This is a genomic window from Clostridium sp. KLE 1755 (assembly GCF_000466465.2).
Classification (GTDB): Bacteria; Bacillota; Clostridia; order Lachnospirales; family Lachnospiraceae; genus Eisenbergiella; species Eisenbergiella porci.
In genome coordinates, this window is the sequence record NZ_KE992693.1 from 135393 (window position 1) to 158138 (window position 22746).

General features: G+C 46.2%; 28 protein-coding genes. 3 read left to right on the forward strand and 25 right to left on the reverse strand.

Going from position 1 to position 22746, the window contains the following annotated elements; genetic code table 11:
- From HMPREF1548_RS28875 to gpr, 4 genes are all read right to left on the reverse strand, one after another.
- Positions 1 to 636 (reverse strand): coproporphyrinogen-III oxidase family protein (locus HMPREF1548_RS28875; RefSeq protein WP_021635921.1); only part of this gene is annotated, 636 nt, incomplete at its 3' end.
- 301 nt (positions 637 to 937) lie between these two features.
- Positions 938 to 2752, reverse strand: coding sequence for a translation elongation factor 4 (gene lepA / locus HMPREF1548_RS10030; protein ID WP_025489723.1), 1815 nt, complete (start codon positions 2750 to 2752; stop codon positions 938 to 940).
- 148 nt (positions 2753 to 2900) lie between these two features.
- Positions 2901 to 4226, reverse strand: coding sequence for a stage II sporulation protein P (locus tag HMPREF1548_RS10035; RefSeq protein WP_021635925.1), 1326 nt, complete (start codon positions 4224 to 4226; stop codon positions 2901 to 2903).
- Between the two features lie 41 nt (positions 4227 to 4267).
- Entirely contained in the window at positions 4268 to 5179 is a 912-nt protein-coding gene (gene gpr, locus HMPREF1548_RS10040) for a GPR endopeptidase (RefSeq protein WP_021635926.1), read from the reverse strand.
- Between the two features lie 242 nt (positions 5180 to 5421).
- On the opposite strand from gpr, the gene rpsT reads away from it, so the two are divergent.
- Entirely contained in the window at positions 5422 to 5685 is a 264-nt protein-coding gene (gene rpsT, locus HMPREF1548_RS10045; protein WP_025489721.1) for a 30S ribosomal protein S20, read from the forward strand.
- A 189-nt stretch (positions 5686 to 5874) separates the two neighbouring features.
- Here rpsT and HMPREF1548_RS10050 read toward each other — a convergent pair whose 3' ends face one another.
- Positions 5875 to 6174 carry a helix-turn-helix domain-containing protein gene (locus tag HMPREF1548_RS10050; protein ID WP_021635928.1) on the reverse strand — a complete coding sequence of 100 codons (300 nt, stop codon included), beginning with the start codon at positions 6172 to 6174 and terminating at the stop codon, positions 5875 to 5877.
- A gap of 137 nt (positions 6175 to 6311) precedes the next feature.
- Here HMPREF1548_RS10050 and HMPREF1548_RS10055 point away from each other — a divergent pair, with 137 nt between their 5' ends.
- On the forward strand, positions 6312 to 6926 hold the full coding sequence (locus HMPREF1548_RS10055; protein ID WP_021635929.1) for a hypothetical protein: 615 nt from the start codon (positions 6312 to 6314) through the stop codon (positions 6924 to 6926).
- A gap of 309 nt (positions 6927 to 7235) precedes the next feature.
- Here the strand turns inward: HMPREF1548_RS10055 and HMPREF1548_RS10060 are convergent, their stop codons facing one another.
- The 18 genes from HMPREF1548_RS10060 to HMPREF1548_RS10140 all read right to left on the reverse strand — a co-directional run bounded on the left by HMPREF1548_RS10060 (position 7236) and on the right by HMPREF1548_RS10140 (position 20229).
- A complete protein-coding gene (locus HMPREF1548_RS10060) occupies positions 7236 to 7994 on the reverse strand; it encodes a GNAT family N-acetyltransferase (protein WP_021635930.1) in 759 nt (252 codons plus the stop codon).
- Between the two features lie 25 nt (positions 7995 to 8019).
- Entirely contained in the window at positions 8020 to 8475 is a 456-nt protein-coding gene (locus HMPREF1548_RS10065) for a GNAT family N-acetyltransferase (RefSeq protein ID WP_021635931.1), read from the reverse strand.
- Between the two features lie 27 nt (positions 8476 to 8502).
- The gene (locus tag HMPREF1548_RS10070) at positions 8503 to 9294 is read right to left on the reverse strand and encodes a class I SAM-dependent methyltransferase (protein ID WP_035321735.1); all 792 of its coding nucleotides are present in this window, start codon (positions 9292 to 9294) and stop codon (positions 8503 to 8505) included.
- Between the two features lie 8 nt (positions 9295 to 9302).
- Positions 9303 to 9659 (reverse strand): VOC family protein, encoded by a 357-nt coding sequence (locus HMPREF1548_RS10075; protein WP_035321670.1) that lies wholly within the window; start codon positions 9657 to 9659, stop codon positions 9303 to 9305.
- A 37-nt stretch (positions 9660 to 9696) separates the two neighbouring features.
- The gene (locus HMPREF1548_RS10080) at positions 9697 to 10611 is read right to left on the reverse strand and encodes a hypothetical protein (protein WP_021635934.1); all 915 of its coding nucleotides are present in this window, start codon (positions 10609 to 10611) and stop codon (positions 9697 to 9699) included.
- A 19-nt stretch (positions 10612 to 10630) separates the two neighbouring features.
- On the reverse strand, positions 10631 to 10876 hold the full coding sequence (locus HMPREF1548_RS30830; protein ID WP_353612046.1) for a GNAT family N-acetyltransferase: 246 nt from the start codon (positions 10874 to 10876) through the stop codon (positions 10631 to 10633).
- Positions 10827 to 11075: a hypothetical protein gene (locus HMPREF1548_RS10085; protein ID WP_021635936.1), complete on the reverse strand. Its 249-nt coding sequence runs from the start codon at positions 11073 to 11075 to the stop codon at positions 10827 to 10829. The genes HMPREF1548_RS30830 and HMPREF1548_RS10085 overlap by 50 nt, the downstream gene beginning before the upstream one ends.
- Positions 11076 to 11094: 19 nt before the next feature.
- Positions 11095 to 12249 (reverse strand): DUF4261 domain-containing protein, encoded by a 1155-nt coding sequence (locus HMPREF1548_RS10090; protein ID WP_021635937.1) that lies wholly within the window; start codon positions 12247 to 12249, stop codon positions 11095 to 11097.
- Between the two features lie 106 nt (positions 12250 to 12355).
- Positions 12356 to 13075 (reverse strand): SGNH/GDSL hydrolase family protein, encoded by a 720-nt coding sequence (locus HMPREF1548_RS10095; protein ID WP_021635938.1) that lies wholly within the window; start codon positions 13073 to 13075, stop codon positions 12356 to 12358.
- On the reverse strand, positions 13075 to 13854 hold the full coding sequence (locus tag HMPREF1548_RS10100) for a Cof-type HAD-IIB family hydrolase (RefSeq protein WP_021635939.1): 780 nt from the start codon (positions 13852 to 13854) through the stop codon (positions 13075 to 13077). The genes HMPREF1548_RS10095 and HMPREF1548_RS10100 overlap by 1 nt, the downstream gene beginning before the upstream one ends.
- 123 nt (positions 13855 to 13977) lie before the next feature.
- Positions 13978 to 14847 (reverse strand): DUF4261 domain-containing protein, encoded by an 870-nt coding sequence (locus tag HMPREF1548_RS10105; RefSeq protein ID WP_021635941.1) that lies wholly within the window; start codon positions 14845 to 14847, stop codon positions 13978 to 13980.
- Positions 14848 to 14909: 62 nt separating this feature from the next.
- Entirely contained in the window at positions 14910 to 15302 is a 393-nt protein-coding gene (locus HMPREF1548_RS10110) for a nuclear transport factor 2 family protein (RefSeq protein ID WP_331491533.1), read from the reverse strand.
- A 121-nt stretch (positions 15303 to 15423) separates the two neighbouring features.
- Entirely contained in the window at positions 15424 to 15840 is a 417-nt protein-coding gene (locus HMPREF1548_RS10115; RefSeq protein WP_021635943.1) for an SRPBCC family protein, read from the reverse strand.
- Between the two features lie 26 nt (positions 15841 to 15866).
- On the reverse strand, positions 15867 to 16580 hold the full coding sequence (locus HMPREF1548_RS10120; protein ID WP_021635944.1) for an HAD family hydrolase: 714 nt from the start codon (positions 16578 to 16580) through the stop codon (positions 15867 to 15869).
- A gap of 269 nt (positions 16581 to 16849) precedes the next feature.
- Positions 16850 to 17299: a hypothetical protein gene (locus tag HMPREF1548_RS10125; protein ID WP_157065657.1), complete on the reverse strand. Its 450-nt coding sequence runs from the start codon at positions 17297 to 17299 to the stop codon at positions 16850 to 16852.
- A gap of 162 nt (positions 17300 to 17461) precedes the next feature.
- Entirely contained in the window at positions 17462 to 18235 is a 774-nt protein-coding gene (gene udp, locus HMPREF1548_RS10130) for a uridine phosphorylase (protein ID WP_021635946.1), read from the reverse strand.
- A 143-nt stretch (positions 18236 to 18378) separates the two neighbouring features.
- The gene (locus tag HMPREF1548_RS10135; protein ID WP_021635947.1) at positions 18379 to 19335 is read right to left on the reverse strand and encodes a ComEC/Rec2 family competence protein; all 957 of its coding nucleotides are present in this window, start codon (positions 19333 to 19335) and stop codon (positions 18379 to 18381) included.
- A 153-nt stretch (positions 19336 to 19488) separates the two neighbouring features.
- Positions 19489 to 20229 carry a YcxB family protein gene (locus tag HMPREF1548_RS10140; RefSeq protein WP_021635948.1) on the reverse strand — a complete coding sequence of 247 codons (741 nt, stop codon included), beginning with the start codon at positions 20227 to 20229 and terminating at the stop codon, positions 19489 to 19491.
- A gap of 414 nt (positions 20230 to 20643) precedes the next feature.
- On the opposite strand from HMPREF1548_RS10140, the gene HMPREF1548_RS28885 reads away from it, so the two are divergent.
- Positions 20644 to 21222 carry a collagen-like protein gene (locus HMPREF1548_RS28885; RefSeq protein ID WP_021635950.1) on the forward strand — a complete coding sequence of 193 codons (579 nt, stop codon included), beginning with the start codon at positions 20644 to 20646 and terminating at the stop codon, positions 21220 to 21222.
- A gap of 116 nt (positions 21223 to 21338) precedes the next feature.
- Here HMPREF1548_RS28885 and HMPREF1548_RS10150 read toward each other — a convergent pair whose 3' ends face one another.
- The gene (locus HMPREF1548_RS10150) at positions 21339 to 21608 is read right to left on the reverse strand and encodes an acylphosphatase (protein ID WP_025489704.1); all 270 of its coding nucleotides are present in this window, start codon (positions 21606 to 21608) and stop codon (positions 21339 to 21341) included.
- A gap of 89 nt (positions 21609 to 21697) precedes the next feature.
- Entirely contained in the window at positions 21698 to 22612 is a 915-nt protein-coding gene (locus tag HMPREF1548_RS10155; RefSeq protein WP_021635952.1) for a S1 RNA-binding domain-containing protein, read from the reverse strand.
- Between the last annotated feature and the right edge of the window lie 134 nt (positions 22613 to 22746).

The following is a 22746-nucleotide window of genomic DNA, read 5'->3' on the forward strand; positions in this document are numbered from 1 at the left end:
CCCCCCGCCGTAAAATGTATAAAACGGCGTACCTTCCTCAATGATAAGGCTGTAGGCTGAAATATGTTCCGGTTCAAGGGCTGCCGTTTTCTTCAGGGTATCCATCCAGGCCTGCGGCGTCTGGCCCGGAAGCGCCGACATGAGATCCACATTAATATTGGAAAAGCCCGCCTCTCTGGCCAGCCTGAAGCTGTTAAGGAACTCTCCCCAGGTATGGATCCGTCCCAGCGCCTTCAGTTCCCGGTCATTGGCCGACTGCAGTCCAATGCTGAGCCTGTTGATTCCCGCCCTGCGGTACCATTCCAGATTATCTGCCGTAAGCGTTCCCGGATTGGCTTCCATAGTGATTTCCGGTGCTTCTTCCTCCGGGGCAAATGAAAAATTTTGCCGCAGGCATTCCATAATCCGGAAAAGCTCCTTCCCCGGAAGCAGGGACGGCGTGCCGCCTCCAAAAAAGACGGTCTTTACCACATAATCACTGTAAAGCGGAGCCTGGGCCCGTATTTCCGCAAGCAGGGCTTCCACATATTCTGTTTTCGTCTGTTCATCTGCGGGGGCTGAAAGGAAATCACAATAAAGACATTTGCGTACGCAAAAGGGAATGTGTAAATAGATGCCAAGGGGGGCCTGCTTCATTTGTTCTGCTCCTGTTCCTCTGCCGGGCCGGCTTCCTCTGCTGTTTCAGAATAACAGAAAAAAGTCCGGCTGGGAAGAGTGTAAATTATAAAATGTTTGTAAACTCGGGGATTCCCGTTATAGTCCAAAAACTGAACCTTTACGTTTTTTTATATCAATCAAGATAAATAAGCTACTCTGATTTTATGCTTTTATGCCTTGTCTCACAGAAAAAGCCCATGGAAGCCATGGACTTTTTTGCTATTGTCCATTCGGAAGCAGACCTGCTGCGGAGGCTGCCGACGGACGTTTTATAAGTCATTTACTTCTTATCATCAAGCTTCAGTACGCTCATGAAGGCTTCCTGTGGAATTTCCACATTGCCTACCTGACGCATGCGCTTCTTACCTTCCTTCTGCTTTTCCAGCAGCTTTTTCTTACGGGAGATATCACCGCCGTAGCACTTGGCGAGAACATCCTTGCGCATGGCCTTCACGGTTTCCCTGGCGATAATTTTGCCGCCTACCGCCGCCTGAATCGGAATTTCAAACAGATGTCTGGGAATTTCGTCCTTCAGCCGTTCACACATTCTGCGGCCTCTCTCATAAGCACTGTCCTTATGGACAATAAAGGAAAGAGCGTCTACTTCTTCCCGGTTAATCAGGATATCAAGCTTCACAAGCTCTGACTGTTCATAGCCCTTCAGTTCATAATCAAAAGACGCATAGCCCTTGGAACGGGATTTGAGGGCGTCAAAGAAATCGTAAATAATTTCATTCAAAGGAAGCTCATATTTGAGCAGCGCCCTTTTTTCCTCCATATATTCCATGCTCAGATAACGGCCTCTGCGTTCCTGGCAAAGATCCATGATGGAACCGATAAACTCGCTGGTTACCATAATTTCGGCGCTGACAATGGGTTCTTCCATGTATTCGATTACGGAAGGGTCAGGCAGATTGGAGGGATTGGTCAGATCCATGACCTCCCCGTTCGTCTTATGCACCTTATAAACAACGCCCGGCGCCGTGGTAACCAGATCCAGGTTATATTCCCTTTCCAGCCTTTCTTCGATTACCTCCAGGTGAAGAAGTCCCAGGAACCCGCAGCGGAAGCCAAAACCCAATGCCGCCGAGGTTTCCGGCTCATAGAAAAGGGAGGCGTCATTGAGCCGCAGCTTTTCCAGGGCATCCCGCAGATCCGGATATTTTGCGCCGTCCGCCGGATACATGCCGCAGTAAACCATGGGATTTACTTTCTTATAACCGGGCAGGGGCTTAGCGCAGGGATGTTCCGCGTTGGTTACGGTATCGCCCACGGCGGTGTCCTTTACATTTTTAATGGAGGCGGTGATATATCCTACCATTCCTGCGCTAAGCTCTTCACAGGGAATGAACTGGCCCGCGCCAAAGTAGCCTACCTCCACAACCTCCTCCTGCGCTCCTGTGGCCATCATGCGGACAGGGGTTCCTTTACTCACTTTGCCTTCCATAATCCGACAGAAAATAATAACGCCTTTATATGGATCATACAGGGAGTCAAAAATAAGAGCCTGCAGGGGGTTGTCCGGGCTGCCGCCGGGAGCCGGGATCTTGCTCACAATCTGTTCCAGCACTTCATCGATGCCAATACCGTTTTTAGCGGAAATCAACGGCGCGTCATGGGCTTCCAGGCCGATCACGTCCTCAATTTCCTCTTTCACCCGGTCCGGCTCCGCGCTGGGCAGATCTATTTTATTAATGACGGGGAATACGTCCAGGTCGTGATCCAGCGCCATGTAAACATTCGCCAGCGTCTGAGCCTCGATTCCCTGGGCTGCATCCACAACGAGCACCGCGCCGTCGCAGGCCGCCAGGGAACGGCTGACCTCGTAATTGAAGTCCACGTGACCCGGAGTGTCTATCAGGTTGAGAATATACTCTTCTCCGTTTTTCGCTTTATATACGGTACGGACCGCCTGGGATTTGATGGTAATCCCTCTTTCCCTCTCCAAATCCATATTGTCAAGCACCTGCTCCTGCATTTCCCTGCTTGTCAGGAGCCCGGTCCGTTCAATGATCCTGTCCGCCAGTGTGGATTTGCCGTGATCAATGTGGGCAATAATACAGAAATTCCTGATTTTACTCTGATCTATGGACATATATTTCCTCCAAATCTTTTGCATACTTCAGGAACCGGCCTGATGCAGCAGGTTCCTTTATTCATAAAATATTAGGTTTTTCAGGCGCTCAGGGTTCTGCGCGCCTTACATTTTCACCTGCTAAGTATAGCAAAATCAGGGTTCCCGGTCAATACAAACCCTTACCGGATAATTCCAGATCGAGAATGTGGGCAATCGGTGCGCAGGCATTCCTGATTTCTTCCACCGTATTTGTCTGTGCACCCAGCTCTATCAGCAGGGAACGGGGACGAAGATGCATGTTATACCGGTAACCCTTCAGATAAATACGTCTTGTCAGTCCCGGGTAATACTCATTTGCAATCACCTGCATCTGGAAGGAAAAAGCCAGATTATCGTCTATGTAGGGGTTTTGTAAATACTCAATCTCTCCGTGGGCTTTGGTATAGGACAGTCCGTTAAAAAACATAAATTTCGCCGTGGGTTTTCCGTTCAGATCCATAACCAGCTTCCTGCCCTCCAGCACTTCATCCCTATGCAGGTCAATCACCACTTCAATGGTGGGATTTTCCGCAAGCACCTGCTTTATGGCGGGCAGCGAATTGGAATAAGCATAGTCTCTGGCTTCCACATCGTATTCTCCGGTGTGGTGAATCACATTATAGCCGTACTCCTCCCGCAGTATCTGTGCCAGCAGTTCCCCGGCGCCCATAATAGTCGTGGAAGAATCCCCTGGTACGGAATCCACAAAATCCTCCTGGGAATGGGTGTGATAAATCAGGATTTGCGGCACATCCGGATTTTTTGTAATCGCCATGGTTTTGCCAAGCAGGGAATCCAGGTTCAGACGGGCGGGGCTGGCCTGCGTGGTAGCATCAACGGCATAAAATTCCTTAATCAACGCGTCAAAATCCTGATAATAGCTCCAGTTGTATTCCTGGCTTCTTCCTGCCGCCCTGATAAAGCCGAACTGATCTGCTGACGGGACCGGAGTTTCCTCCTGTTCTGCACTTTCCTCTTCCTCCGGCCGGCCTGTCTGATTTTCCTCCTGGAGCAGCTGCGTCATTTTATCATCCAGCTGTATTCTCCCTTCAGATGTTTCCGGTACCTCCAGCGCATCCCCGTCCTCGCTTTCCGTATATTCACTCGCTCCCTCCAGCAAAAGGATCCGTTCATAGGTGCTTCCGCTTTCCGTCTGCAGCCCACCGTCCTCCTGGCTTCCCGCATAGGCAAACAATGGGACCTGCTGTCCCAGCATATTGAGAAACCAGCTGCCCTGTGTACTGCTGCGGTCCGCAAAAGCAAAGGAAGGAAGCCATACATTCAGCACGCTTTCTTCCGCTTTCCCTGCCAGCGCTTCCTTCCATGAGAAACTGCTCCCTCCGCCTCCGTCTGAGGAGCTGCGCCCTGTAAACAGAAAATCCCCCAGGGCAATTACAAGAAGCACAAGCACACATTTATGAAAAATATTTCTTCCGTTCCATTTTTTATTCATAGAAGAATATATGCACCTGCGCTTCTCAATTATGCAGACAATCAGGCAATATCCAGCGCAATGTTGATCGCCTCGGAAATTGTAAAGCTCAGACGTTTTACCGTTTCGTCAATATCCTTGCTTGTGACGTACATATTATTCAGTTCAGACATGGCCTTGGGATGCTCGCGGTTAAAAAAATGTCCGCTTTCCCCGTATTCCTGCAGCATGCTTTCTATGGCATCGCCTACAATGGTCGCCGCATCAACTACGGTGGGCACGCCGATGGCAATCACAGGAACTCCCAGGCTTTCCTTTGTAATGGCATTCCGGTGATTTCCCACCCCGGACCCGGGATGGATGCCCGCATCTGAAACCTGGATAGTGCGGTTTAGCCGCTTCGTGCTTCTTGCTGCCAATGCATCCACCACTATCAGGGCATCCGGCTTCGTCTGATCAACCACGCCTTTTACAATCTCCGCAGTTTCCATACCGGTCATTGCCGTAACGCCCGGGACAATACTGCTGACCTGATGCATTTTTTCCCTGCCGTAGGCGGCTTTGCCATATTCCTTAATCACATGCCTGTTGATAAACAGATTATCCACCACCTCCGGCCCCAGGGCATCCGCAGTGACATCCCGGTTTCCCAGGCCTACCACCAGAATAGACTGTTCTTTTTCAATCTCCGGGATCAGCCTGCGCAGCTGCTTTGCCAGCTCCTCGGAAACCTCCCGGTGATAATCCTCATCCGGCTCTATCAGTGCCGGCGCTTCCAGTGTGACATAGGTACCCATCGGTTTCCCCATGGCTTTTGCTCCGTTTTTAGTATCAATGATGACACGGGTAATCTGCACCTCGCTCTTCTCACTCCGGGACTCCTCCACCCGTACCCCCCGCAGCTCTCCGTCCGCATCCGTAATACTTTCCCTGGCTTCCAGCGCCAGGTCCGTTCTTACCTGAAAACAACTCATCTGTACTCTCCCGCTTTTCCCTTTTTATATTTTGATTATTCGTGCTATGGTAACAGTTCAGACTCGTCTGAACTGATTCGTAATGACTATTTTTTGCAAAAATAAGCAAATTATGTATTGACATATAACAACACGTCAGATAGAATATATTCGTATGTTTCCATTAGAACGACCGTGTCCGGGTTTAATGAAACATTTTCATAAAGAATGGAAAATTTCGCTTGAAAATGGAGGTGAAAATCTTGGCTAACATCAAATCTGCTAAGAAGAGAATTCTGGTTAATAAAACCAAAGCTGACAGAAACAAAGCTATCAAATCTGGTGTAAAGACTTCTGTTAAGAAGGTATACACTGCTATTGAAGCTGGTGATAAGGCAGCTGCTCAGGCAGCTCTTCTTGCTGCTACATCTACAATTGATAAAGCAGCTACCAAAGGTGTATATCACAAAAATACAGCATCCAGAAAGGTGTCTCGTCTTTCCAAAGCTGTAAACCAGATGGCATAATTCAGATATACAATAGTTTATACAAAAAGCCCTGTCCTATACCGTCATGTAGGACAGGGCTTTTTTGATATTTTCAGGAAACTTTCAAAGAAAAAGAGAAAGAAAAAATTCAGAATTTTACATTTTTATTTGTTTTATTTATCACAACATTATTTTTTACGCTAATTAACCTGCACAAATTGATTTATACTATTGATTTCCATTTCTAAAACAGGAAATAGTAAGTTTTAGTGCCCTCACTTGTTGTTCCGTAAGCCCATCAATTTTTAGTATTTCTTTACTTGATGATTCACAATTAAGCAAATAATCCGTTGAAATTCCATAACATGAGGCTAATTTCATAAAAACAAGAAGAGACGGAAGGCGTTCATCAGTTTCATACATGCCTATTAAACTTGCAGTAACACCTATTATTTCAGCTACTTGTTTTCTGCTAAGCTTTTTTTGCATCCGTGCAATTTTCAAACGCTGTCCCAATCCATCTATCATAAGAAACCTCCATACGAGTATTGCAAATATAGTACATTTATAAAAGCAACTGATGGTTGTTTTTACTTACTATAAGTTGTATAATGTAATAGAAAGTCAAAAAAAATACAACAAGTAAAAAAGCAGGAGGAATAATAATGAAAAAAAAGATTTTAGTATTGGTATTTTGCTTAATGATGGGGACTTTTACAGGATGTGGAAAGCAGAATGAAACAGTACCTTCTACAGAAAATATACTGGAAGAAAAGAAAATAGTATCAGAAACCGATACTGCAAGAACAGAAACATCTAAAGAAACAGAAAGTAATGAAATAGAAACAAAGAATGATATTTTATCGGTGGAAGAAATAGAGGACACTGACGAAAATATGCAAATGCTTTCAAATGAAGATATTGATAATCTAATCAATGGTCTAACAATAACCTATTCCGATTCAAACTTTGAAATGACAGAAGAACTGGAAGAAAAAATAATTCCAAAATTAAGAGAGAGTATTCGGTACATTAATACAGAATGGGAAGAAGCTGTTTCCGGTAATGCCATTCTAACCGAAATTTCAATGCTTGTGGGAACTACTGATGGCCAAGATACTATACATGCATTTAGATTAAGTTATACATCATCAGAACAACCTGAATCCCTGAATTTTATGATTAAAATACGAGACGGACAACCCTCACAAATCTTTAAATTCTGGACTGGCAATACATCCAATGATGAAGAAATTCCAATTGAACCAACTATTAAATGAAAACTATAGAAAAGCAGGCTATCCACATAATGATATGCCTGCTTTTATGCTTTTTATCAGAACAGTTATTTATTTCTGTTTTTACAACAAAATTTCGATGACTACTATGGCAAATAGTATATATCAATTACTACTATATCGCGATATCATTCCTAGTTTAAATGTAATAAAGATATAAACTGTATAATTCACTCTTTTAATAGTACTGACATCCGGACTTTTCCTTTGGACTTTTCCTTTGGACTTTTTCTTCCCGGATAATGGACGGCGGCACCTATATGCCCTGCTCTTCCGGCACCGTTCTTCCTGTCAATGCATTTGAAAAGCTGATGGTCTTAGCATTAGCTCCACCCAGGCCGGGATAAAGCCGGACTGTACGGCATTTCTCACCGATTTCACATTTGCCCAGGCCACACAGTAGTACGGGACCCTGCCTGCGGCAAGAATTTCAAGCGCCAGCCTGCTTGTCAGGGCTGAAGCAATTCCCTGCCGTCTGTATTCAGGCAATACATCAATTCCTATCTGCCACATCGTATCACAATCGGCGGAGCATCCGGCAAGTCCCACCAGCCTGGCACCGTCATATGCGCCGACAGCAAGCACATCCAGTTCCCTGCATCCACTGGTAAGCGCATTGCTCCATTCCGGGACATAAAATTGCGTTAAATCCTCCGGCCTCAGCATTTCCATCCGGAAGCCGCATTCACGTTCCTTTAGCCGTTCCACATCAGGAAGAAAAAATTCCGCCATAAAACAGATACACATACCATCCCTGCGAAACGCATCATTCAATAAATAAATATTAGGGGTGCCAAAACAGTGCCCCGGTTCAAATTGTTCCAGATACTTTTCTACAGTTTCTTTTACTGCCGGATTTACGGAAGCGACAATATTGCTGCCGTAAGAAATCAGATTACAGTAGGCAGGCAGTGCCAGATTTCTTCTTGCCCCCTTATTTCCGGTGGAAATTGTTACTATGTTTTCACTGCGGAAAAAGTCCTCCGGACTGCAATTCGCTTCAAGTGCAGACTGTTCCGTCGCAATCCGCATAATATCTTTATTCGTCATTGTGCTGCTCCATTTTATTTTTACTTTACCGGTCTCCGCGTTTTCCGGCAAGCATGTAGCCATCATATACCATTGTTACATTTTGAGAATCCGGCATGGAAAAACCGCATTTCCTATAAAATTCATAGTTTTCAGGAGTGGTTCTTGCAGACCAGTTCCCGCACGGCAGCTTCTGCAGACAAAGGGAGATGAGAAAGCTTCCAAGGCCTTTTCTCCTGTATTCCGGCAAAATCATTAAATCCTGAACAGAAGCGACCATTACCTTGTCAGACACCACTCTTACCATTCCCACCAGTTCTTCTTTATTCCATACGGTAAATCCCCATGCCGAATTGCGAAGGGCCTCCGTGAATTTTTCATTCTGCCGCTGAGGAAGTTCTTTGCCGCACCAGCCAATTTTTTCATACAGTCCCCGTAGAAGCTCCGGCGCTATACCCTCTATTCCTTCCCGGATCAACAGTCCTTTATAGTATTGATACATGGGCTTTTCCTCTTTTATATTTATGCTTTATTTCCGGTTCCTTAAAATTGCCATTCCTGCATAGTGAAGCACATTAAAATGTTCAGGCGCCTCCGCTTCCAGCATCCGTCTGTGTTCTATGTCAAATTCCTCCACCTCTTCCCGGGAAAGCGACGCTCCGATTCCACGGCAGGCACGGATGCGTCCATTCCAGCTTTCGCGCGTAAACGGTACCTGAAGATCAAAAACTTCATTTTTTTCCAGCTCAAAATATTCACCATAAGCCTTCGGAACAGCAATGGGATGTCTGGTTTCTCCGCAACCGGACCAGGAGGGATTATATTTAAGAACCAGTCTTTCACTTTCTCCCGCAATCCGGTCCTCAAAAGGCAGCCATGCCATATATAAGATCACAAAGCGGCCGGAAGGCTTCAGTATACGGGAAAGCATGGGTGCAAGCGTCTCATGGTTGAAATAAAAATAGCATTGGCAGGCAGTAATCACATCGAAGCTGTTTTCAGGAAAATCCATGTCCTCCGCACCAGTGCTCATAAAACGGATGTCCATATCCGCTTCCGCAGCCAGCCGCTTAGCTGTCTCGATCTGGTTTTCTGAAATATCGGTTCCGGTAAACTCCGCGCCATAAGAATACAGGCAGCGCGGCAGAACTCCTGTCCCTGTTCCGATATCAAGCACCTTCTGGCCATCCCTGCACAGTCCCTCATCCAGAATCCGCCGGTAAAACTCCTGCGGATAAATATCCCTGTATTTTGCATAATCTGAAGAGGTCTTGCCCCAGTCGAAAGCCTTTCCTCCATCAATCCCTTTATCAATTATCATCCTTTTCCTCATTCTTTCCGATACGGCGCAGTCAGCTCAATATGGTTTCCTTCACTGTCCTCAAATTCCGAAACCCAGTTCTGTCCAATCCGCTTTAATGGAAATACAATTTTCAGGCCAGACAGCTTATTTTTCAGGATGTCAAGGGAATCCACCTCCAGGCTTGGCAGACAGTTACTTCCAAATATATGCTTTTCTCCTGCTTTTTCATAAGCAAAAAGGCCGAGTCGGAAGCCCTGGATGTCAAAAACACTGTAAAGTTCATCTTTTTCTGTAACCGGCTGCTCCAGAAAAGCTTCATAAAAACGGATAGCCCTCTCCATATCCCTGACACAAAGGTATAACGATTTCACGGTACAATTCATTGCTATCTCTCCTCATTTCTGCCCCTTCTGCTGAAAATCAGCCATGATAACGGCTGACTCTGACACCATGGATATTCATTACCCGAACCCGCTTTGCGTCAGGCGTCAGAGTATAAAGAATATTATCAATTTCCATCACCGGAACGCTTCCGGTTGATTTCAACTCACAGATATGGCCATTGGACTCTAAAATGCTTTTTACCGCACTGATGCACTCCTCGCCATTGGGAAACATTGTTTCCGTTTCTATAAAGATGGTATCCTGTCTTTTTCCTGTCTCTGAACCACTCAGAAATCTGCTCAGCCCCTTCTCCGGCACCACTTCGATTCTGCATGCAGTAAGGCTGCGTATAAAAGCGTTTTTAGCGGGAACTGCATTCAGTACCTCTTCAAATTCCTTTCTTTCTTCAAGCAAAAATATTTCATCCCATTTACCATCCCGGCAAAGCAGCCAAATCAGGCACACATCCGCATCGGTAAGGATATTCTTTAAGACGGCGTTTTTCAGTAAAACCTTTTCACTTCTGTAACGGTTGAAATCGCTCCGGTATGCATTTTCTTTGATGCCATTCATACGATAATCGCAGTCCGATTCCAGCAGTGAGGGTATCACATCCATCGTTCCGACATCTATCAGTGCCTCCAGCTTCTTTTGCCGCATATCGGCACAGACTTTTCCCGGCAGCCCGGCAATGGCATCCATCCAGCTCTGCAGCGGGTAATATCCTGACTTATCCTTAAAAATACTACCGAAACTCTCTGCTGCCTCCATGTTTTTACCGAGCGCATATTCCCCATTTTTTTCTTCCAGCTTACCATCTGTAAGCAGTTCAAGGAACCGGGCAGCAACAAGGAAGTGGTTTTTTCGGTTCTGCTCCGATCCATGTCCTGCTGCCTCCTCCCCATTGAAGGAAAGTATAACATACCTGTCTGTTAATAAATTTTTGCTCATTTGTATGCCCCTTTTGAAATTACAGTCTGCATCTCATTGTCTTCTGAACATCTGAAAAACCCATTTTCTCATATAGCCTGCTTGCTCCCTCATTGCCTGCAAGAACCCCCAGTTCTATATATTCCAGATTTCTTTCCTTGGCCCATGCTCTGGCCTGCTGGAGCAGCATTGTACCGACGCCCTGATCCTCATTCTTTTTAACCTCCGGCCAGCTGCTATTTATGTCTGCGCTTAACGGCAAACATTCCAAGCGCTGCTGTAGCAATTATGCATAAACCGGTTACGATATATATGACAGCACTGTTTCCTATTTTACCTGCAATAAAAATACTGGTTGGACCGTCAGCTCCTCCGATAATGCTGACAGCAGTGTTATTTCCCCATAAACACATGATGCTTGCAGCAATTCCTGCCACGCTGATAAGTGATAGTATAATCAATCCTGTTTTGAGTCCTTTTTTCATTGGTTTGTCCTTTCCGTTTTTATTTGTTGGCCGTAAAACCAATTTTTAATGTACTTCCTTCCAGTACTTCACTTTTACTGCAGGTTATGGGCAGCTTCTGGTTTTCTGAAAATCCGAGGGTTTCACCCGCATGAAGTGTTACATTTCCGTCAAGTACATAATAAACGATGTCGAGCAGGAAATTGCGAAGTTCTTCCGGCTTTGCGTCCGCTTGCAGCACCTCCATCTCTTCCTTGCCGAATATCCGCATTCCATAGGTATAGGCGTTCCAGGTCTTTCCCTCCTGATATAGGCCGAAATAAATCCAGTTGAGTACCGGAAGGCCGCCGTCTGTCAGCATCTGCGCCGCATCCAGGTAAAACCGGGGCTGAAAAACGGTACCGCTGGTATATACACCCAGAACGGTTTCCTGTTTACAGCAGGCAGCAATAAATTTTACAAGAAGCTTCCCCCTCTCCAGAACCGGCGCCTGATTTCCCAATACAGCTACCAATATCTGCGCCGTATGAGCCTTTGCAGCTGCCACAGCTCCCGGCCACATATAATTATTTGCAGCATTTGCCACTGCTTCTTCCTCTGGCACCGGAGCTTCAATCAGGCTGACTGCGGCCATCATATCATCGACGCATATGACAAAAGAGGTATTATCTGCGTTTTCTTCTCCGTCTTCAGCCTCATTCTCATCCGCATTCCAGTCAATATCCCAGTCAGTTTTCAGATCTGTTTTCAGTTGTGAAAGGTTCCATTCCGGCTTTGAAAGCAGCACAAATCCCAGAAAGGAGCCTGCCTGGCTGTCATTTCCTTCCTTATCTTCTGCACTGTCATGATCCTTTGCCATTTTCCCGGCTTCGTATTTCTGTGCCTGTTCCATCCAGTAGCTGCGTATCATTTCAACCATTGCTATGGCTTTTTCTTTCGCAGTCGTTTCTTCATAAGGCTCCATTTCACTGAAAACGTGACCACAGTGCTCTGTTTCACCCGGTTCATAGCCGCCGCATACTCCCAGAAGCCATTTGCCCAGAATACTTTTCTTATACTTAAAAATATAATAATGCAGCTCATGCAGGTCGAACTCACCCGCCAGTTCTATTTTGGCAGGTTCTTTTCCCAGCTCGTCCGGATGGGCAAGCCATTCTTTCATGCTTTCAAGCGCGGCATTTTGCTGTTGATTCATAAATATCCTCCGACATAATATCCTATCTTTTCTATAATTTTCATCTGCTATATTGATATCCTGTATCTTAGCGGTTTAATTGAACAGATTTTTCACAGATATCTTTTTAGCGCCACACAGCTCCGTCTATTTTGGGTGACAGTCCAAGTGTTTTTAAGAGATTACGGTATATGAGAAGTTGTGCAGCATCTGCAGGATGACAGCCGTCATTGCTGCAGCCACAGCCAAATAAAATTTCATCGATTTTCTTTCCGGAAAATAATAGATATTCCATGATATAATTATAATTATCTGCCAGGATAACACCTTCTTTTTCAGCTACATCAATAATTATGTTAGCCACGTCCTCCATATGGTACAGACGGTTTACATAAGCTTCATTCATTACAGTTGAAGGGGTCGGTGTAAAAACAACCATCTCTTTTCCTTTCTCCCTGAAAAAACGAATCATCCATGAAAGATTATCCCGAAGCTCCTGCATGCCGTTTTCCCTTTTCCTGTCATTTGCCCCGAAAAAAAGGAATATAATATCGTCCCTATCTTCGCAGAAAAGCTGTTCAATCCCATTGCGCAATTGTCCGGAAGATGCGCCGCCACAGCCGTTATTTTCCAGTGTACACCCAGGGAATTTATCCTTCAAATAGGTTTCAAAACTGCCCCACCAGCTGTTTGGAGCAATCCTTCTCATAAAATTTTCTTCTCCGTCACAAAGAATAACTTTATCCGTTTTCCAGCTTCCAGAACTGCCGGCACCAGCCGCCAGGCTGTCACCAATAATATTTATATGCGCTCCCCGCTGCAATAATTGTCTGATTTCTATTCGCATTAAGCCTCCTTTGCTGCATTCAGGATATGCTGTTCCAGCCAGCCGGCGACTCCGTCCGCATCATTGTCTGCACAGACCTCATCCGCAAGCCTTTTTACGTCATCGATTGCATTTTCCATGGCCACACCGATACCACATCCCTGCAGCATTTCCATATCATTATAATCATCACCGAAAGCCACAATTTCTTCCGGGGTGATCTGATAATGCGCTGCAATTTCCTTCACTGCCCGCATCTTTTGCGCTTTTTTGTTCATTATCATTGCTACTGCATTTTCAGACAGCTGTATATACAAATCCTGTGGAAGAAGCGGTTCGTAGCGCTTCATGTCCTCCACCGATGTCGCCTCCAGCAATAGTTTATCCGCTTCCCCATAGGGCAGATCCGTAAAATCCGTAAGTGTATATTCTATGCCCTCCCAGATATTTCCGGGATCAAAATTCACATACAGCCGGTCCTGCATTTCCACGCAGGCATGGAGTCCGGGATGCGCGTCCAGGAGAATGGAAATGATTTTTCCCGGATTAGGTATCCCGAACCCGGAAAAGGGTTCATCTCCCAGCTTTACAACAGCGCCATTGTGAAAAATTGCGCCGTCATAATCCGATTCGGAAAGAAAATCCTTCACCGCCCGGATTGGCCTGGCAGTTGCAATAATGAACAAAAGGCCTTTGTTCCTGCATTCTGTAATTATTTTCCTGGAATATTCGGATATGGTTTTATCTGTGCGAAGATAGGTGCCGTCCAAATCCGTTACTATCATTTTAATATTCTTCATCGATCCTGCCTCTCACTATTTCCTGCTTTTTCCGGTTCGATACTGTACAAACCATCCATAATTACAGCATTTTCAATGTTCCAATTCCGTTTCCTGTTTATAAATGCTGCTGACAAGCGCAGGTTATCTGTTTCCCCCTGCAAATTCACCCATATGTATATCCAGGACAACCCGCATGGGACTGATAATGGCATCTTCTTTCCTGCAAACCCATTTTTCGTGATGGATACCCTCCACCGTATTCCCGTCTTCAATAACATCTCCATATTCAAACAGGTATGCCGCCAGGTTCCGCATAAAAACAACTACCTGGTTTGGTTCCAGATTTTTACAGTGGCACTGCAAATCCGGCAGTCCAATGGGTGTCAGCCCCAGTGTGTCAAACAACATCTCATTTGTTCCGGTAATATTAAAAAAACGTACATTCAGGCCGCCGTCCAGAAAATGAAGCTCCGGGGAATTCCAGGAGGAATGCTCGTAAACCTCTCTCGGCAGCAAGTTCTGGCTGTGCGGCCAATAGATACCGATACAATCCGGGAACAGTTCAAGAACAGCATCCGCATAATCGGCCAGAATTCCATACTGCTCCAAAACAGGCAGCCCTGCCGCCAGCATGTTGCTTGCCATAATTGAATAACGGCATCTTGCAATAAAAGCTTCTTTCTCAGGGCAGCTCCAGAACTGTGCCCGAACTGCTTCATCAAATTGGGCTGTATCAAAGGTATCCGCCCCATAAAGAATCAGCTGGGATGGAAATTCTCTTTTTTCCTTTTCGTAATAGACCTGGTGCTCCCACAGCACAAAGGATTTCAGTTCGGATGGCTTCTGCGGCATATTCTGTTCTTCAGCCAGTTCCGTCACCATTCCGAATTTTTCAGTCAGCTTTGCACAAACAGCCTCCGCCGTCGGCATGATAACCGGATTTTCAAACAACGGGATAAAAAAATAAACAGAGGACCATCTATCCGTAAAACCATTTTCCTTTTTTTCCATTTTGCTCCTATCCGCACACCAAAGGTGCTCCTGCTATTCAGGGAAATTGAATATATTCTTCTTTATGATATTTTCCTGCCGATCTTTTTATCAAGCCTCCATGCGGGGGCGGGGCCGTCGTCTCCCCAGTATTCATCAACGCTTATAATCCTGTTATCTTCCATCCGGAAGAAGGATACCACATGAAAGGATAGAGTGCCGTCCTTTGTATGAACATGGGCCGCTGTGATCATCGTATCTCCGGCACACTCCATGCGCTGTATGCTGCCGTCCCATTCGCCGGGATATTCGCAGTTTGCCCTGACAAATTCATGTACGGTAAATTCTTCATCCGTGTTATGCCATCTGATAAGGGCGTCTTCCCTAAAAAAATCAGGCAGTGTTTTTTCATCCTGCTCCAGTACAGCCTTCCAGTAATTTTTAAGGAAAATTTCTTTTTGTTGGATATCGCTCACAGCTTTAATGCCTCCTTTTTTATCTATCTTAACAGACATTTATTAAGATTTTATGTACAATCAGCAATTTCCGCTGCATTCCGAACGATAAAGAAAAACAACGTTTTCTGAGGGTATTTTATCAGTCTGCCGGGGCATCTGCCGTATTCAGTGCTTTCTTCAAATCCTCCATATATACTTTCTGCTGTCTGGCAAGATACATTCCCGCAAAGGGCTTCATCCACACCTTTTTTGCGGTCACCTTTTCCGTAAAATCAAGCATCGTGCCTCTCTGTGTCTGTTCCAGAATACCGATCCAGTGTCCCTGGATATTTTCGTTTTCCATATCGAACTCATAGCGGTTCATGGGCTTACATACTGTAATCGTAAAGGTCGTAGCAAAGCCGTCACGTGTATATTCCCGGAACGTCTTTCCAGGCTCCAGGATTTCTATCCTGTCCAAATCACTGCGCCAGGAATAATTTTCCAAGCTGGTTATCAAATCCCACACCGCAGCTATGCCCGCGTTCACTTCTTCTTTTCTGTTTGCTTCCGCCATGTCTGATTTTCTCCTTATAAGCTGTTTTATTTGATAAGCTGTATTAAATCTGGTAAAAAACTGATTTCATATGCAGGCTTTATGGAATGGTTATAAGCTTTCCTGCTGCGATTATACCAGCAGGTATCCATTCCTGCCTCATTTGCACCAACTATATCTGTACTTATGGAATTCCCCACCATCAGGCAGACGGCCGGATTATTCACGTGTAATGTATTTAGAATACAGGAATAAAAAGCTGATGACGGTTTGATTGCGCCCACTTCTTCTGATATAAATACATGGGTAATATAATTCATAAACGGAGATATACGAGATCGCTGTATCTCTGCCAGACCGTTTGTGGCAAGTACCAGCTGGCAGTATTTTGACAGTGTCCGGCACACTGCAATGGCATCCTCTTCCGGCCAGAACTCTCCTTTATACTTCTGAAAATACAGTGCGCTCAGTTGTTCCGGCGGCATTCCCGTTTTGATTTTCTCTTCCAGATGGACAAATCGTTCTACTGCATAGCTGCGGTAATATTTATGATAATTTTTTAGTATGTCTGCATTGTTTGTATTATCAAGATCATATTTCAACCAAACTTCATCGCATATCTCAATAAAAAGCTTTTGGAGCCTTTCGTCCGGTACGATTTTACAAGCTTCCATCGTCCTGAGAAAAGCATTCAGCTCGCATTTTTCAAAATTCAAAAGAGTATCGTCCACATCCAGTATCAGGTATTCGTATTTTGCCATCTTATCCTCTTTTTGCCTCGTCAGTCTACCAGCTTTTATATTATAACCGTTTCATTTTACGAACCCGCTATTATCATTATTTCATAATGATTTACATATTATAGAATACCATATCCGTGCAGAAATGAAAAATGTTTTTATAAACAAAATCGGTATTTTCCAACAGCCCCCTTTTCTTTTATGGAGATAAATTTATAGGGAGGGTGTGACCGTCATCGGTTACACCCTCCTTTATTGAGGCCACCATTTCCCGACAGCCCCCTGACTACTTATTCTGTCCCAATGCCCAGACACTCATTGTAAAATGCCTCCGCTTCATCCAGCAGCGGAATCAAAGTCTCTTCGTTATAGGTTTCCGTCGCCGGATAAACAACATCCAAAAGGAAATAAGTCCAATATTCATTGAAATCTTCACAGGTCCGCTCTCCAATCCTGTCATTTCCATGTCGGAATTCTTCATAAGCAGCATTATATAACTTCTTTATAGTAAACTGCATTCTGCTATATTCCTTCATTCTTTGACGATATTCATTGTAAGTAGTACCGCTTTCTTCATAGTAAGCTTCAAACTCCGCAAAATTGGATGCCGATTTAATTATTTTATCCTGCTCATCCATACACATCTTAAGTTCTTCTTCCGTAACAGAATACCCATTCTGTACCGCATAATAATATTGTTCCATCTGACCCGACAGCTTTTTCCTGACTGCCTGAACCACTTCCTGCCTCGGACTTACGTTTTCTGCCTGGTTAAGCATTTCTAACGCAAATAATGCCCGCAGGTCAGTTAAACTATAAGAGATATTCCAATCTTCTAACTGAAAAGCGGCCACGCCAAAGAAATGACATGACCGCCGATGCAGGGAAAGAAAATCCCCCAATTACTTATTTTTATCTTCCGCAATCAGTTTACGCAGTGCGCCGATACCGGCGCGGATAGCCGCCTCCGTGTCGTGCTCCACAGGATTATACAGGCCCGCTTTCTCTCTTTCCTGATTTGCCACCACAAGGAATACGGAGCCGCAGCGGACTTTCAGATAATCCGCAACCACAAAGAGTGCCGCGGACTCCATCTCGGAGGCCTTGCAGCCAAGGCGCAGCCACGCCTGCCATTTATTTTCCAGCTCATAGCTGACAGGCATGATTTCCGGTTCATGCTGTCCGTAAAAGGAATCCTTGCACTGCACAATCCCTTTGTGCCAGTCATGGCCGCTCTCTTTTGCCGCCGCAATCAGGGCATTTACCACATCGATGTCCGCTACCGCCGGAAATTCAATAGGGGCATATTCCCGGCTGGTTCCTTCATTGCGGATCGCTCCCGTGGCTATGACCAGATCGCCGCTTTTCACATCAATATCCATACCGCCGCAGGTACCGACCCTGACAAAGGTATCAGCTCCCGCTTTTACCAGCTCTTCCATGGCAATGGACGCGGACGGACCGCCGATTCCTGTTGAAGTTACGCTCACCCTTTCTCCGTCCAGATAGCCGGTATAGGTGACATATTCCCTGCTGTCCGCCACAAGCTTGGGAGAGTCAAAATAAGCGGCTATTTTTTCACAGCGCTTCGGATCTCCCGGCAGGATTACATAGCGCCCCACATCCCCCATTTTTATCTGAAGGTGATATTGGATTCCGTTTTCCGTATATTTCATCTTTGCTCCTGTCTGCGCGCCGCAGCGCGCTCATGAATCAGCCGGATGGCATTCCTGCCCCGGGCTTTACATCTTCCATTTCTTTTCCCCAAAAATCCCTTTCTCTATTCCCCTTACGGCTTACTGCAATGATACCCCAAAGATTACTGTTCAGCCGCTTCGACTTCCTCCGTCCAGACCGAGGTTCCGTCCGATATAAAATCAGTTGCCAGCTGCTCCCCTTCTGAATAAAATGCCTGTACTCCGCATTCCTTCAGGCGTCCTGCGATTTCCTCATTCATGGACTCGGGACTTTCCTCCCGGCTGCCTGTAATAATTCCGTACCGCGGTTTTACCTTTTCCAGGAATTCTTTTCCTGTGGAATCCGTTTTTCCATGATGTCCCAGCTTCAGGACGTCAGCTGATATCTCCCAGCCGCTTTCCAGCAGTCTGGCTTCCGCTTTCTTTTCCATATCACCTGTCATGAGAAATGCGGTTTTTCCATAACAGAACCGCAGAACCATGGAATTATTATTATCCTTTTTCTTATATAGCTTATCCGGAATCCATACCTGTACTTTTGCTGCCCCAAGCTGCAGTGCCTCCCCGCCGGAAAGGGCAACCAGCCTGGCACCGTATTTCGCGGCCAGGGCAGGTACATCGATGGATTCATAAGTAACAGAATCCGCTGCCGACAGATAAATGCATTCGGTGGGGAAATCGGCCAGGACAGCCTCCAGGCTTCCTGTATGATCCTTATGCCCATGTGACAGGAAAATCCCTTTCAGCGAATCCACCCCCTTCTGTCTGAGAAGCCTGGAAATCAGGGGGTAATCCTCTGCTTTTCCGGTATCACACAGATAATAGCCATCCTCCGGAAGCTTCAAAAGAAAAGCATCGCCTTTTCCTATATTAATAAAGGAAAGAATCATCTGATTTTCTGACGCTTCGGTGGTTTCCCGGGCATCAGCCGGCGCGCAGGAGGAAGGAAATCCGCCGCCCTCTTCCGTCGGGCCGCCCCTGTTTGCACAGCCTGTAATTAGCATCACTGTAAGAATAATGCAGATAAAGCAGGTTATTTTTTTTATCGGTCCGGTTCCGGTCTTTCTTTTTACAATCATTTTTCCTCCGAAAGCATCATTTTTTCAGGCTCTTGCAGGATTTCCAGTGTCAATGGCTGATCGTTTCCTGATAATACAGCGGCATACCCGCAGCAGGGTATGCCTCTCAGTTTATATTATTAAAGCAGCGGTACGAATCAATGAGCGCCGGCTTTATTTTATCTTCCATTTTCCTTTTGTGGACATGAAGGTTTTCCATTCTTCCACATTGCCCAGAATAAAGCTGTTTTTCGGGACCAGCAGGGAAAGCTTCTTCTGGACGACAACAACATAAATATTTTTGGAGCTGATAACCTTGGTGATGTCAGAGTATTGGAATACAGAATGCGCGCCGTTGTTGGAGAAGATTTCCAGGCCGTCCGAATAAAAGCTTATTTTTCTCTCCAGCGGTTTTCCCCCGTTATTCTCCACCTGCTTTGCGAACTTTTTATCCCTGGAGGAACGATACAGGAAGAAGGGCATTACAAGGCATACGATACCTACCAGCACAAAAATGAAGCCTGAGCTGAAGGCGCCCCCGAGAATACTGAAAAGTCCAAGGAAAATACTGAGACCGCCCATTATATAATACAGCTTTCTGTACTGGCTCATGAATGCTTTCACAAATTCCAGATAAATTTCCTTTGTGATTGTAAATTCATTCTGGAACATCAGCCGGCCGCTGATATGGAAGCCTCTGGCCATCTTCGGAATGGGCGGTATCGTGCCGACGCCGTCATCGTCCTCCTCAGCTTCAGAATCGGCGTCTTCAGATGCCTCTTCAATATCGTTGTCTTCCGCTTCGGCAACGTCTTCGTTTGCACAGCCGGCTTCGTTTTCCGCTTCCGGCTCTGCGTCAGGGAGTATGTCCTCTTTTTCTTCCATGCCTTCCGGCGCGTTCTTTTGTTCTTCCATGTTTACCTCTCATTCCGCCGCCCTTTGGCAGCTTTTTCTGTTTTTAATAGTCCGCACCGCACAGTGTCTGAACTGCCTGTCAGTGCGTCTCAAAATCAAGCTTAAGTATTCACTGGACAGTACAATTATAATAAAAAGCTTCCTGTCCGTCTACCTCTATTTTCTTCGCTTCAGCGAACAGGTATATTATCTGTGCATATTATAGAATAGAATACCATAACCGGATGTGAATGAAAAATGAATTCTTCAGAATATTATAGAAATTGTCCCTGCCGCAACACCTGCAGTCAGGACTGCTGCTGTCAGCAGGGACCACCCGGCCCGCAGGGGCCGCCCGGGTTACAGGGGGAAACCGGGCCGCAAGGGCCTCCCGGCGCCAGAGGGGAACGCGGCCCGCAGGGGCCTGCAGGCCCTATGGGGGAACGGGGCCCTCAGGGTGTTCCCGGCCCCCGCGGAGAAAGAGGTCCCCAGGGTATCCAGGGAACCAGGGGAGAACAGGGGCTGCAGGGAATTCAGGGAATTCCCGGAGAGCGTGGGCCTGCGGGAGAACGCGGGCCTGCCGGCTGGCAGAATACTGCCTATGCCCAGTATGGAGTCACAGCCTCTCCTGCCAGCGGAAGCTTTCTTCCTCTGTATCCTGTATGGGGCGCAGGAGGGCTTACAAGCCTTCCTACGGATGATACCATTACGCTGCAACCCGGATACGTTTATGCCGTATCCTATGTTTTTCTGGCAACGCCTGAGCCCGGAAATTATTTTCAGATACTTCCCTTTATAAATGGCACGCCAAGGCTACTTTATTCCTTTACCGGCAACGCGGCTAATGGCAGAAATGCCGCGGCAAGCGCATTTTTCCTCACAAATGAAGCTCTGTATGAGCCGGTTGATCTTTCTTTCTCCCTGACCTATCCTGATACTGTAAGGAATATTGATATTTCCGGGGCTGTTTCCATATATCCCGCTGCCATCGCTGTATCGGAGGAGTTCTTCTGACATCTGTTTGAAAATTGCTCCGGGGACAAAAAGAGGTTATCATTTCCGCAGTCTTCAGGAAATGATAACCTCTTTTGCTGGCACCGGCCCTTGCCGGTTACCGGCTTTTCCACGTCTTAGTTGGCGATGCGGAAGTGCTTTTCTTTTTTCAGGGGAATCTTTTCTTCTTCGATTCCGGTAATCTCTATCCATTGGCCGTTTCGCAGCTTTTCGGTGAGGAGATCTATGTCACGTTCCCGGCCCTGGACCTCCATTTCCACCCTGCCGTCCTCCAGATTTGCAACCCATCCGGACAGGCCCAGCTTACCGGCCGCCATATATGCCGTATAGCGGAAGCCCACGCCCTGTACTTCGCCTGAGAATATCATATGCTTTCTGATTTCCATAGACAACCCTTTCCTGAACATGGTATGAAAGCCCCTCCTCATTTTCCCTCCTCAAAGAATGCAGCACAGCATGTAAAAGCTTTTTCGTCTTACAGCTTCAGCTTTTTGAACAGGTCTCCCAGGGAAGTGGTTGCCTCTTCTTTGGAGCTGTATTCTTCGGCCTGATGCGCTTCCATTTCATCGGCTTCCGTGTTCTCTTCCACCGCTTTCATGCTCAGGCTGATTTTGCCGTCATTGGTGTTCAGCACTTTTACCTTTACCTTATCGCCGGTGTTAAGCACCTCGGAAGGTTTTTTGATTCTTCTTTGTGAGATCTGTGAAATATGCACAAGGCCGCTCAGGCCTTCGGGAAGGCTGATAAATGCGCCATAAGGCATCAGGCTCTCCACCGTCCCCTCAAGGATAGTCCCGGGCGCCAGCATGGAAATCTTATGGTTGATTTCGGCTTCCGCTTTTTCCTTTTCAATGGCTTTGGCGGAAAGAACCAGCTTATTCTTTTCCTGATCTACGGTGATGACTCTGACTTCAAGCTGTTTTCCAAGCCATGGCTCCAGATCCTCCACATAGGTTAAGGACAGCTGGGAAGCGGGGATAAAGCCGCGTATTCCTTCTACAAAAGCTACTGCGCCTGCTTTTACGATTTCACTGATTTTTACCTGGATGCTTTTCTTTTCGTCCATGTAGCCCTTCAGGATATCCCAGGCGAGCACCTGGACGGCTTCCTTCTTGGAAAGGAGGATGTTTCCTTCGCCATCGTCCGTTTTAACTACTGTGGCTTCAATGGTGTCTCCGGTTTTAACATCCTCCAGGATGTTAAAGTTCGGATCGCTGCTCATATCCTCCGCTTTAATTATGCCCTGGGCATAGTACTGCAGATCCAGAATCGCGCCCTCTTCGTTAACCGCGATTACGGTACCGGTGATGATGTCGCCTTCTTTGATGGAACGGAAGGATGCCTCCAGTTCCTTTGCGTAGTCTTCCATGGTTTCTTTTCTTTCTTCCACTGTTTCGTCCGTCCTTTCTGGGGTTTTTTATAATTATAATGAAAAGCTGTGTGATTGTCGAGGGGGATGGGGGGAATTCTTTTTTTTGAGAGGGAGATATAGAAAAACAGGCAGGCGGGGAGGGGGGGGGGAGG